Origin of the sequence: Streptomyces sp. NPDC002467 (assembly GCF_042889825.1) — a bacterium.
In the GTDB taxonomy this organism is placed as follows: Bacteria; Actinomycetota; Actinomycetes; order Streptomycetales; family Streptomycetaceae; genus Streptomyces.
In genome coordinates, this window is sequence record NZ_JBIARJ010000008.1 from 134,126 (window position 1) to 145,903 (window position 11,778).

The 11,778-nt window shown below is 74.8% G+C and carries 12 protein-coding genes; 4 read left to right on the top strand and 8 right to left on the bottom strand.

From position 1 onward, the window contains the following. Window positions 1-120: 120 nt before the first annotated feature. The gene (locus tag ACFYYJ_RS18565; protein WP_389133693.1) at window positions 121-474 is read right to left on the bottom strand and encodes a nitrite reductase (NAD(P)H) small subunit; all 354 of its coding nucleotides are present in this window, start codon (window positions 472-474) and stop codon (window positions 121-123) included. Between the two features lie 257 nt (window positions 475-731). On the opposite strand from ACFYYJ_RS18565, the gene ACFYYJ_RS18570 reads away from it, so the two are divergent. The 3 genes from ACFYYJ_RS18570 to ACFYYJ_RS18580 all read left to right on the top strand — a co-directional run bounded on the left by ACFYYJ_RS18570 (window position 732) and on the right by ACFYYJ_RS18580 (window position 4,089). Then, window positions 732-1,460: a sirohydrochlorin chelatase gene (locus tag ACFYYJ_RS18570; protein ID WP_389133695.1), complete on the top strand. Its 729-nt coding sequence runs from the start codon at window positions 732-734 to the stop codon at window positions 1,458-1,460. Window positions 1,461-1,489: 29 nt separating this feature from the next. After that, window positions 1,490-2,653 (top strand): low temperature requirement protein A, encoded by a 1,164-nt coding sequence (locus tag ACFYYJ_RS18575; RefSeq protein ID WP_389133698.1) that lies wholly within the window; start codon window positions 1,490-1,492, stop codon window positions 2,651-2,653. A gap of 179 nt (window positions 2,654-2,832) precedes the next feature. Further along, window positions 2,833-4,089 carry a cytochrome P450 gene (locus ACFYYJ_RS18580; RefSeq protein ID WP_389133701.1) on the top strand — a complete coding sequence of 419 codons (1,257 nt, stop codon included), beginning with the start codon at window positions 2,833-2,835 and terminating at the stop codon, window positions 4,087-4,089. Between the two features lie 116 nt (window positions 4,090-4,205). Here the strand turns inward: ACFYYJ_RS18580 and ACFYYJ_RS18585 are convergent, their stop codons facing one another. Next, window positions 4,206-4,700 carry a DUF5949 family protein gene (locus ACFYYJ_RS18585; protein ID WP_385131788.1) on the bottom strand — a complete coding sequence of 165 codons (495 nt, stop codon included), beginning with the start codon at window positions 4,698-4,700 and terminating at the stop codon, window positions 4,206-4,208. Between the two features lie 57 nt (window positions 4,701-4,757). Continuing rightward, entirely contained in the window at window positions 4,758-5,354 is a 597-nt protein-coding gene (locus tag ACFYYJ_RS18590) for a hypothetical protein (RefSeq protein ID WP_385131785.1), read from the bottom strand. A gap of 166 nt (window positions 5,355-5,520) precedes the next feature. Between ACFYYJ_RS18590 and ACFYYJ_RS18595 the strand changes: the two genes are divergently transcribed. Beyond that, complete coding sequence (locus ACFYYJ_RS18595) at window positions 5,521-5,964, top strand: DUF6299 family protein (protein ID WP_389133704.1); 444 nt, start codon at window positions 5,521-5,523, stop codon at window positions 5,962-5,964. A gap of 196 nt (window positions 5,965-6,160) precedes the next feature. Here the strand turns inward: ACFYYJ_RS18595 and ACFYYJ_RS18600 are convergent, their stop codons facing one another. From ACFYYJ_RS18600 to ACFYYJ_RS18620, 5 genes are all read right to left on the bottom strand, one after another. Then, complete coding sequence (locus ACFYYJ_RS18600) at window positions 6,161-6,328, bottom strand: hypothetical protein (RefSeq protein ID WP_385131780.1); 168 nt, start codon at window positions 6,326-6,328, stop codon at window positions 6,161-6,163. Window positions 6,329-6,423: 95 nt separating this feature from the next. After that, on the bottom strand, window positions 6,424-8,523 hold the full coding sequence (locus ACFYYJ_RS18605) for a SpoIIE family protein phosphatase (protein ID WP_385363877.1): 2,100 nt from the start codon (window positions 8,521-8,523) through the stop codon (window positions 6,424-6,426). 12 nt (window positions 8,524-8,535) lie between these two features. Then, window positions 8,536-8,901, bottom strand: a complete 366-nt coding sequence (locus tag ACFYYJ_RS18610; RefSeq protein WP_389133710.1) for a hypothetical protein — start codon at window positions 8,899-8,901, stop codon at window positions 8,536-8,538. A gap of 31 nt (window positions 8,902-8,932) precedes the next feature. Continuing rightward, a complete protein-coding gene (locus tag ACFYYJ_RS18615) occupies window positions 8,933-10,207 on the bottom strand; it encodes an NAD(P)-binding domain-containing protein (protein ID WP_389134007.1) in 1,275 nt (424 codons plus the stop codon). A 58-nt stretch (window positions 10,208-10,265) separates the two neighbouring features. Next, window positions 10,266-11,528: an ATP-grasp domain-containing protein gene (locus ACFYYJ_RS18620; protein WP_385363880.1), complete on the bottom strand. Its 1,263-nt coding sequence runs from the start codon at window positions 11,526-11,528 to the stop codon at window positions 10,266-10,268. Window positions 11,529-11,778: the final 250 nt, after the last annotated feature.

Sequence of the window (11,778 nt, forward strand, 5' to 3'; positions counted from 1 at the left end):
GTTGGGGGTGCTGGCGGCCCCACCCCCGGGGGCGGGGGGCCGGGCCCCCGCCCCCCCCCCCCGGGCCCCGCGCGGCCCCCCCCCCCCCCGCGCCCCCCCCCCCCACGGTGCGTTGGTCGGTCAGTCCAGGGCGTGGACCGGGAGGGCGACCTCCGGGTCGTCCCGGCAGACGCCCGTCCGCAGGTCGAAGAGCTGCTTGTGCATCGGCGAGGCCACGACCGGCACCCCGCCCCGCGAACCCATGATTCCGTCCGCGATCACGTCCGCGCCCGAGAAGGGGTCCCGGTTGCCGACCGCGTACACCTCGCCCGCGCGGTCCTCGAAGAGCGCCGCCTCCGTGCCGTCCGCAAGCACCGCCGTGCGCCCGCGCCCCGGCTCCAGACCCCGCGCGGCCGTACGGAGGTCCGCCGCACCGGAGCCCGCCTCGCCGGAGCCCACCGCGCCGTGGCCTACGACTATGAGCGTCTGCGCCATGGTTCTCACTCCGTGTGCGTGCGGTCGTGCGGTCGTGCAGGTGTTCCGCTTCCGACTTTCGACCGTAGGTCCGCTCCACGGCCCCCAGCGCCGGTGAAGCCCCCTGGTCAGGGGACCGGCACCCCGTTCCGGACAGGACGTACGGCCCTCGTGACGGGCCCTTGGCCGCCCCGCCCCGGGCCCCTGTCGCGGCTACCGTGGAAGGTGTCCCGGGCCGATCCGGTCGTACGCCACCCGGCGCGAAGGGGGCGGCACCCATGCTCGTACTCGCCGTGCACGGCAGCACGGTCCCGGCCGCCGCCGCGACCATCGCTCGGCTCGCCTCCGCCATCGAGGCGCTGAGCGGGATACGCCCGGTCGTCGGCCACCTGGACGTGCAGTCCCCGTCCCTCGCCGACGTCGTACGGGCGCACCCGTGCGCGGTGGTCGTCCCGCTGCTCCTCGGTGACGGCTACCACCGCCGCGTCGACATCCCCGCCGTCCTCGAAGGCACCGGCTGCGTCCTCACCGAGGGCCTCGGGGGCGAGCCCGGCATCGCCCTGGCCCTGTACGGCCGGCTGCGGGAGGCCGAGCGCCGCCGGGGCCCACACACGCGGGCCGACGCCGTGGTCGTGGCGGGCGCGGGCTCCTCACGGCCAGGCGGGAACGCCGGTACGGAGGACTGCGCGGCCCGCCTCGCCGCCCTGCTCGCCGCCGACCCCGACACGGGCCCCGACCCCGTCCCGGTGGTCCCCGCGTACCTGACCTCGGCCGACCCCACGGTTCCGCGGGCGCTGGCCGCCCTGGAGGCCGCCGGACACCGCCGCATCGCCGTCGCCGCGCACCTGCTGGCCCCCGGCCGCTTCACGCGGACCCTCGCGGGCCTCGGTGCGTGGACGGTGTCGGAGCCGCTGGCCGACCACCCGAGCGTGGCCCGGCTGGTGTTGGGGCGCTACGAGACCGCCCGAGGCACGCGGGCGGTGCGGGCTGCGCGTCCGGCCTGCTGAACGGGCGCGCGTCTGATCTCCTGGCCGGTATGGCCTACCTAACGATGACCCCCCGCCGCCGCGACGAACTCCACCGCGCGTCCACCCCGCTGGAACTCTTCTTCGACCTCTGTTTCGTCGTCGCCATCGCGCAGGCCGGCGCCCGGCTGGTGCACGCGCTGGCGGAGGGCCACCCGGGGGCGGGGGTGACCGGCTACTTCTTCGTCTTCTTCGGCGTGTGGTGGGCGTGGATGAACTTCACGTGGTTCGCCTCCGCCTACGACGTCGACGACGTCCCGTACCGGCTCGCGACGTTCGTCCAGATCGTCGGCGTACTGGTCTACGCGGCGGGGGTGAGCCGGGCCTTCGACGAGAACGACTGGACGGTCCCCGTCATCGGCTACATCATCATGCGCGTCGCGCTGACCGCGCAGTGGCTGCGGGCGGCGGCCGCGGAACGGGGCGCGGCGAGGACGTCCGCGCTGACGTACGCGGTCGGGCTGGTGATCTGCCAGGCGGGCTGGGTGGCGCTGCTGTTCGCCCCGGAGGGCGCCCGGCGCTGGCTGTTCCTGATCCTGGTCGTCGCCGAGTTGCTCGTCCCGGCGATCGCGGAGCGCAGCCACCAGACCTCGTGGCACGCGCACCACATCGTGGAGCGGTACGGCCTGTTCACCATCATCGTGCTGGGCGAGACGATCTCGGCGGCCACGGTGGCGGTCAAGTCGGCGCTCGACGAGCACGACGCGGTGGGCCTACTGCTGCCGATCGCCGGCGGCGGGCTGCTGATCGTCTTCGCGGCGTGGTGGATCTACTTCGCGGTGCCGATGCACGAGCGGCTGAACACCAATCGGGAGGCGATCCCGTGGGGGTACGGGCACCTGCTGATCTTCGCCTCGGGCGCGGCGATCGGGGCGGGCATCGAGGTGGCGGTCGAGCACGCGGTGGGTGCGGCGCACATCTCGCAGGTGGCGGCGAACGCCGCAGTGACGGTGCCGAGCGCGGGTTTCCTCCTGATGGTCTGGCTCCTGCACTCCCGCCACTTCAAGCGGGGCGTGGCACAGCAGCTGACGCTGCCGGTGTCCGCCGTCGTGGTCCTGGCGTGCACGTGGGCCGGCGCGTACGCGGTGCTGTACGCGGGACTGGCCTGCGCGGCCACGGTCGCGATCGGCCTGGCCCTTGCCACGAACTCCGTCCCGGAACCCACCGCCCACTGACCCGGGGCTCCGCCCCGTACCCCGCTCCTCAAACGCCGGAGGGGCTGGATTTCGCTCCTGCCGTCCGCCGGGCAAATCCAGCCCCGCCGGCGTTTGAGGCGCGGGGGCCGGGGCGGAGCCCCGGCAGCGGCGCGGCAGCCGGACCGTCACCCCCGTGCCTCCGGCGGCGTTGGCAGGCCATGACACTCCCCGCACAACGCATCGGCGGAGCCCCCGGCAGGGAACTGGCCGAGCCGGGCTTCTGGCAGGCGCCGCCCGCCCACCGACTCGCCGTCTTCGCCCGCCTCCGAGAGACCGGCGGCCCCGTATTCGTCCCCGAAGGGACCGGCGGGGCCGGTCACTGGGCCCTCCTCCGCCACGCCCACGTGCAAGAGGCCAGCCGCCTCCCCAAGGTGTTCGCCAGCGCCCCCGGCGTGACCACCCCCGAGCCCGCCCGCTGGGTCCGCGCCCTGTTCGGGGACTCCATGGTCAACCTGGACGGCCCCGACCACGCCCAGCTCCGCAAGATCGTGCAGCGGGCCTTCACGCCCCGCCTGCTGGCGGCGGCCGAGGCGGACATCCACGCCGTGGCGACCCGCATCGTGGACCACGTACTGGCTGACCGGCCGGACGAGTTCGTCTCGGCGGTGGCTTCCCGGCTGCCGCTGGAGGTCATCTGCAACATGATGGGCATCCCGGAGCGCCACCGCCCCGAGATCGCCGACCGCGTCAACCACGCCTCCGAGAACATCGGCGTGCAGCGGGGCCTGGCCTCGCGGCTTCGGATGCCCGGTCGGGGGCTGCGCGCCCTCGCCCGCATGCAGCGGATGGTGGCGGGCATCGGGCGCGAGCGCCGCAAGAACCCCACCGACGACCTGATCTCGGCACTGGTCTGCGCGAACGTGGACGGCCAGGCCCTCGGCGCGCGGCAACTCGGAGCCTTCTTCTCCCTGTTGATGGTCGCCGGGGTGGAGACCACCCGCAACGCGATCACCCACGGCCTGACGCTGCTCACCGACCACCCGGACCAACGGGACCTTCTGCTCTCGGACTTCGAGAAGCACGCGGACGGCGCGGTCGAGGAGATGATCCGGCACTCGACACCGATCATCCAGTTCCGCCGGACGGTGGTCGCCGAACACACCGTGGAGGGGCACCTGTTCCACCCCGGCGACAAGGTGGTGCTGTACTACGCCTCCGCCAACCGGGACGAGGCGGTCTTCCCCGACCCGGACGCCTTCGACATCACCCGCTCGCCCAATCCGCACCTCGGCTTCGGCGGCGGCGGCCCGCACTTCTGCCTGGGCGCGCACCTGGCACGGGTGGAGATGCGGGCCCTCTTCCACGAGCTGCTGACCCGGCCGGTCGGACTGCGCGCGGTGGGCCTGCCCGATCTGGCGGGGTCGAACTTCGACAACCGGGTCCGCTCGCTGAAGTTCGCCTTCGAGCGGCCCTGAGCCCGCCCCGCCCGTCCCCGCCCCAGGACCGGGAAGGGGGCCGGCCACCGGGCAGGCTGGGAGCCCGGCGGCCGGAGCGCGGTGCCGTGCCGCTCGCCGCGGCGGCGGCGGCGCGGCTACTTCTGCAGGCGGCGCACCGAGAGCACGCAGTGGGCGCTGCCCGTGAGCACCGCCTCGTCGCCCGCGAACGCCTGAAGGGTCTCCGGGGTGACCGGCCGGCCGGGGACGGCCTCGGGCCAGGCCCGCGTCGCGAACAGGAAGTACGCCTGGCCGCTCTCGTCCGCGGCGGCGACCCACTCGTCGGGAGCGGTGCAGCGCGCGTTCATCCCGGGCAGGGTGAGCGCGATCTGGTTGCCCTCCAGCAGGATCTGCACCGGGAAGCCGGCCGGGTTGCGGGTGCCGTCCATGACGACGTCGCCGATGGGCAGGCCGATCTCCTCCAGCAGCCCGCGGGCCGCCGTCTCCCCGGCTTCCCGGCCGCCCGGGCCGTCACCGAGGGTGTAGGCGAGGAGGTACGGGATGTCGTGCGCCTCGGAGGGGTCGCCGATCCAGGCGAGCACGGAAAGGGTGCCGAGCTGGGTCCGGTCGATTTCGGCTTGTGTAGAAGTCATGCGCCGCACCCTAGTGGTCCGGCCGCCGAGCCTTTCACGGCCTTTCACCCGGGCGGGCTAGACCGCCCAGAATCCCTCTCCGGAATTCGCCCGGATGTTCGCGTCCTGGTACTGGAGACGGTCGATGCGCGCGTTTTCCGGGATTTCGAACACCACCCAACCCTCGGCCCGTTCACCGACGGCGAGGGAATCAAAAACGAGCGGTTTGCCCGTCGTCAGTTCACCGGCGGGCACCACCGGGTGGCGCTGTCCCGCGCTGTCGTGCGCCCACATGCGTCCGAGAGCCCCGTACGAGTCCCCGCCCACGTTGACGAACGACATCGAGGCGGCCACCCACCGCTTCCCGGGCGCCGGGGCGAAGTCCTTCGCGACGCTGACCGCCGGGTCCACGTACGCGGCCAGCAGGACCTCCAGGTGGCGACCGAGTCGCTGCCCGCGCACCCGTAGGGCGTCACCCACATGGGCATCCTTCGCCCCGGCCCGCACGGGCGCCCCGGCGGCGCCGGGAGCACCGTCGTCCACCGGGACCGCGGGTGCGGCGGCCGGGGCGAGCGCCCCCTCGGGAGCGCGGTCGCAGGCCGCGGAGCCGAACAGGAGCAGGGGCAGGAGGGCGGTGGCGGCGAGCACGGGAAGCGGGCGGGGGACGGGGCGCATTCGGGATCCCTTCGGCACGTATTCCGGCCAGTCTCACGCGCCCCGAAGGCGAATTGCACACACCGACACGAGTGCGCGGAGCGAGTGGGGGTGCCCGGCTGCCAGCACAATTCGTTCCGGCGGATTCCCGCCGCCGCGATCCCTTGCGCGATCCCTTGGAGGAAGAATGCGCATCTCCGGCCGCCGAATGGCGCTGGCAGCCCTGTCCGCACTGGCCGCGACCACGGTATTCACCGCCCCTGCCGGCGCCACCGTTTTCAACCAGGGTATTTCCGTACGGCCTGACGTTCGTATCGCCGGGGACGGCAGCATCACCCTTTCCGGCACCTATCGCTGCGAGCAGGCGTCACCCATGGGGGCGATGCAGGTCAAGGCCGCGGTCCTCCAGGAGGGGCACCAGCTCAGCATCGGCGGCGCGCAGGTCGTCTGCGACGGTACGGAGCGCGTGTGGGAGGCGCACGCCCCCGGCTTCGCGACGCGCAGCGTGCGGCCGGGCCGAGCCACGGTCTCGGCGGAGCTCCAGGAGATCCACTTGTCGGGCCTCATGCCGTCGGCGGTCGCCACGGTCGCCCAGGACGTACGGGACGTCGAGGTCCGGGCGGACCGCTGAGCGGTACGGACCCACCACGCGCGCCCGCCGGTCCGGTGGCCGCCGCCGCCCGGACCCGGGTGTTCCGGGTCGGGGCGCTCCGGACCCGGGCGCTCCGGGCCCGGAGCGCGGCGGCCGGCGGCCGGAACCGGGAAGCGCCGGCGCGGAAGCGCCGGCCGGGGCCCGGGCCCCGATCCCGGGCGTCCGGGCAACGCCGCTACCGGCACTCGGGCACCACGTCCGTCATCGACATGAAGGCCACCGACTGGCACCCGGGGACCGCGTGCGGTCGTCCCGCCGTCCGGTCCAGGACCGTCGGCACGCCGGCGGCGAGGAGGATCAGGGCGAGGATGCCCGTGATCGCGCCCTTGCTCAGCCCGCGCACTGCGCGGTCCCGCGGAGCCGGTCGCACACGAAAGCTGTCATGGTCCGCATCATCACCCCGCCCCCGACTCCCCACAACTCGGCGTGACGGACCGGTCACCCCACGCTCCGGGGGCTGCCGTTCGCGTCGAACTCGCACCACACGGCCTTGCCCTCGCCCCGGGACTCCACGCCCCAGTGCGTGGCCAACGCGTCCACCAGCAGCAGCCCGCGTCCCGTGGTGGCCGCCTCGCCCGGGGAGCGCCGGCGCGGCCACACGCTGGAACGGTCCTTGACCCACAGCCGGATCCGGCGCACCGGCTCGGGCAGCACCTCCATCGTCAGCACCGCCCCGCCGTCGGTGTGCAGCAGGGCGTTGACCAGCAGTTCCCCCGCCGCGAGCTCCACGTCGTCGGCGAGCTCCGGCATGCCCCAGTCGCGCAGCGCCTGCCGCAGGGCGTAGCGGGCCTCCGACAGGCCCTCCGGATCGGCCTGGTGGACGTACTGGTGGATGCGCGGGGCCCGGTGGGTGCCCGGGTCGGGTGCGCGGCGCAGCACCAGCAGGGCCACGTCGTCCCCGGAGCCCCAGCGCTCCCACAGCCGGTCGGAGAGGTGGTCGGCGAGCGCCCCGGCGTCCTGCGGGCCGCTGCGCACCGCGTGGGCGAGGGCGTCCATGCCCTGGGTGATGGCGGTGCCGGGCTCCTCCACGAGCCCGTCGGTGCACAGCACGAGGGTCTCGCCGGGGACCAGGTCGAGCCGGGTCTCGGGGAACTCCTCCTGCTCGAAGATCGAGGCCAGCCCCAGCGGCAGGCCGCCGCGCACGTTGGGCCAGCCGGTACGCCCGTCCGTGTGACGGATCAGCGGGCCGAGGTGGCCCGCGCGGACCGCCCGTACGCCCCCGGTCTCCAGGTCCACCTGGGCGTACATGCAGGTCGCGAAGCGTTCGGTGTCCAGTTCGGCGAGGAAGCGCGAGGCCCGCGCCAGCACCGTGGACGGCGGGTGCCCCTCTCCCGCGTAGGCCCGCAGGGCGATGCGCAGCTGGCCCATGATGGCCGCGGCGTGCGTGTCGTGGCCCTGTACGTCGCCCACGACGAGGCCGACCCGGTCGCGGGGCAGCGCGATCACGTCGTACCAGTCCCCGCCGACCTCCCGCCCGCTCCAGGCGGAGTGGTAGCGGACCGCGATCTCCCCGCCCGTGATCTCGGGGATCCGGCGCGGCAGCATGGCGGCCTGGAGGCCGGTGGCGAACTCCCGCTCCTGGTCGAAGAGGAGCGCCCGCTGGAGCGACTGGGCGACGATGCCCGCCAGGCCCAGGCACAGGTTGCGTTCCTCGGGGCTGAACTCGCTGCGCCGCCGGTAGAACAGGACCAGCCCGCCGATGGCCTTGGCCTGCGCGATGAGCGGCAGGTAGGCGGCCGCGTCGTAGTGGATCCGGTTCAGGTACTCCGAGAGCAGCGGGAACTCACCGCCGAGCTCGGTGAGGGAGGTGACGAAACGTGCCTTCCGGGAGAGCACCGCCTGCGACAGCGGGAGCGAGCCGTCCAACCGGGTGAACTGGCGCTCGCTGAGGATCTCCAGCGTCTCCCCGCTCAGCGCGATGATCTTGATGGAGGCGCCCTCGACCAGCCCGAGCGCCAGCCCGTCCGCGCCGAGCCGCTCCAGGGCCCCGGCCCCGGTCAGCGCGGCCGTCACGTCGTCGACCGTCACCGCCCGCGACAGGGCCTCGGTGGTCCGCTGCACGATCGTGGTCTGCTGGGCGCGCGCCGTCTCCAGCTTCCGCAGCAGGGTGGCGTGGGCCAGCTCCGGCGTGGCGTCCCGGACGATCCCCACGATCCGGTACGCCCGCCCCTCCGGGGTCCGCTGGACCCGGCCCTGGGTGTGGGTCCACTGGTCGGTGCCGTCGCGCCTGCGCACCGTGAAGTACGCGCCGTACGTGTCCCCGCCGGCGTCGAGGACGGAGGCCACGCTCTCGTTCAGCCGGGCGGCGTCCTCGGGCGGGATGCGCAGCCCGAGCCCCTCCGGCGTGCCGTCGAACTCCTCCGGCGCCACGTCGACGACGCCCATGCCCGCCTCGTCGAGCACCATCGTCCCCGCGTCCAGGTCCCACTCGAAGCTGCCCATGCCGTTCAGCGCGAGCCGCTCCCCCGGCCCGGTCGCCGGGGAGCCCCCGTCGGGCCGCCGGGCCCGCCCGGGTCCGTCCTGCTCCGCCGCTGCCACGCTTCACACCACCTAACGGACGGGCCAGCACGGCTGGGAGATGAGCCGCTCCCACTCCTCGTCAGGATGCCCCGGAAGAGTGCGCCCGGCCTCCCGCCAGCGCTTGACGAGGGACAGGTAGATCGTGGCGTGGTCGGGGGCCTGCCCCGCCTGGTGACCGGCCCCGTAGCCGTACCCGGACCCGTACTCGGCTCCGTACCCGGACCCGTACTCGGACCCGTACCCGGATCCGTACGGCGCCCGGTGCGAGGGCGGCGCCTGGTTCCCGGCCGGCCCGCGGGCCGGGTCGTACCCGGCCGTCCTGGCCGCCGCGGGCTGTTCCCCGCGGCTGGCGGGGATCCGCACCCAGCCACGGCCCTGTGCTCGCTCCGCGCTCATCGCAGACCTCTCTCACCCGCAGTTCCGTCACTCACCGCAGATACGTCCTCGGCGACCCGGCGGCGGCCCGGCGGGGCGCGACGATCGTCCGCACGCCCGACAGCGGGCCTCCGGCGCCGAGGCGCTTTCGGACTCCTCTCACCAGTCTCCCCGCCGTGAAGCCCGCACCGTGCACGAATCGCATGGAAGGGCCGAATGAGGGAGCCGTCAGCAGCCCCGCGAAGAACAGCCCGGGCCACGAGGACTCGAAACCGGGGCCGAGCTCCGGCGTCCCGGTCCTCCCCACGGTCGCAAGCGAGGCCCGCAGCCCCGCGTCGAGCAGCCCCAGCCGGGCCAGGTCCGGAACGAAACCGGTGGCCGCGATGACGTGCGCGGTGTCCAGGACCACCGGCGCCCCGGACCGGGTGGTCAGGTCGAGCCGGGTCCGCCCGCCCTCGGCGACCGCCCGGTGCAGTTCGTGCCCGAGCAGCACGGGCACGCGCCGCTCGAACCGCTCGCGCAGCCACCAGGCACCGGCCGGCCCCAGCGCGGTCGCAGCGATCCGCTCCCTGCTCCGCGCGGGCAGCCGGCGCACCGCCCAGGGCAGCTCCGACCACGCCCAGCTGCGCCAGCCGGTGCCGAGGCCGCTGTGCGGATCGCGCAGGGCGCGCAGCGCGGGCCGGCTCAGGGGCTGCGGCACGGTGTTCCAGTTCAGCCGGGAGCGCCGGGCGACCAGGCACGGACGGGCGCCCCGCTCGGCCAGCAGCGCGGCGGTCTCCAGCGCCGCCTGCCCGGCCCCGAGCACGGCGACCTCCTGCCCGGCGAACCGGGCCAGGTCCCGGTGGCCGCTGCTGTGCGAGCAGTGGCCGGGCGGCAGCCCCCGCAGGGCCTCGGGGAGGTGCACGAACGGCATGACCCCGACCGCGAGGGCCACCGTACGAGCGAGCAGCTGCGGCCCCTCGGCGGTGCGGACGCGGAACCCGTCGCCCTCGGGGGTCACCTCCGTCACGGTCACCTCCTCCACCTCGGGCGCGGCGTGCCGGGCGAACCACATCCCGTACGAGCTGAACGTGCCGATCGGCAGCGGAGTGCCGTGTTCCGCGCCCAGTCCGCGGCCTGCGCAGTAGTCGGCCAGGGTGTGCCCGCCGTCGGGCGCCGACAGGTTGGAGGACCAGGGCTCCGACTTCAGGTACATCCCGTCGGGCATGTGGTCGCGCCAGGAGGCCATCGGCCGCCCGAGCAGCCGTACGTCGAGCCCCGCGCCGGCCGCGTGGGCGGCGATGGACAGCCCGTACGGGCCCGCGCCTACCACCACGAGATCGTCGATCCGCGTCACGCGCGCTCCTCCCCTTCCGCCCGCCGGACGGGCCCGTTCACCCGCCCGTTCACCTGGTCACCAACTCGTCCGGCTCCGCCGGCGCCTCCGGCGGCGCAGCCGGCGGGGCCGCGAGCGCGGTGCGCCGACCCTGCTCCGGGAACCCGCGCAGCACCCGGGCCGCCTTCCCGGCGCCCCGCCCCGCGAAGGCGGCGAGCATCGCCACGAACGGCCCCGGATCGTCGGCCGCGAACCAGGCCGCCTCCACCCGCCCCCGTCGGGGCCCAGCGGGCCGCGGCACGAAGGGAACGGGGCCGGCGCGACCGCCCCCGGCCGCCGGGGCGGCGCCCGCGCCGGCCCGCCGCACCGCACCCGGCGGGGTCCGCCCGGCCCGCCTCGCGGGCGGTCTGCCGCCGCGGAGCACGGCCAGCAGGGCGTAGTTCTCCGCGACGAACACCCGGCCCGGTCCGCCCGAGGGCTCCGGTACCCGTTGGCCCGTCAGGTCCAGGTACATCGCCTGTACGACGTCCAGCCCGGCCGGGTCGGTGAACAGCCTGAACTGCGCGCCCGGGCGCGGGTTGAAGTCCACGAGCCGGAAGGCGCCCGACTCGTCCCTGCGGAAGTCCAGGTCCAAGATCCCCTGGTAGCCGAGCCGTTCGGCGAGCCTCAGCCCCGCCTCCTCCACGGCCGGATCGGGCAGCCAGCGGCCGACCGCCGTCAGCCCCGTCCGCAGCGGCCAGGACAGCTCCTTGCGGCCCGACCCGGCGAGCAGCGGACGCCCGCCCCGACCGAAGGCGCCGTGGAAGAACCAGTCGGTGTCCGGCCCGGCCGGCAGGAACCGCTGGAGCAGCAGCGGGCTCCCGGCCTCGGCGGAGCGCTCGTACAGCCGGACCGCCTCGGCCTCGGTCCGCACGAGCGCGGTGCTCCGCAACTCACCTCCCCCGGCGGGCAGCAGCCACGGCCGGCTCCACTTGGCCACCAGCGGCAGCCCCAGCCGCCACGCGGCCCGCGCCGCCTCGGCCGCGCTCCGCGGGACCACCGTCTCCGGGTGCGGGATGTCCCACCGGGCGCAGAGCCGCGCCAGCTCGGCCTTGTCCGCGACCCGGGCCGGCAGGTCGTCGGGCTGACGGGGGATCCGGAACCGGCCCTCCAGCATCGGCGCGACCCGCGCCACGGCGATCGCGCTCAGATCGTCCATGGCGATGAGCACCGCCGGCCGCCCGATGCGCTCCGACACCCCGGTCAGGCACTCCAGCAACGGCTCCGGCGCCTCGGGGTCCAACCCGCCGGGCGGCCCTGGGTGCACGGCGCGCAGGTACCGCGAACGCGCCATGGGACCTCCCCCGGCCTCGACGACGGCATGGACCTCCACGCCCTTGCGGCCAAGGGATCTGACGGCGCCGAGGGTTCCGTGGTGGAACGGATTCCGGTCGAGTCTGAGCACAACAGCGGGCACGTGGACGGGATAGGCGTGCATGGCAACGGCGTCTTTCACCTAGTCGGACCAAGCGGAGGATGCTACGCAGATGCGAATGGCCTAGGAGGCCGTCACCGGGCAGGCCATTCGTCGGATCTGATGTCTA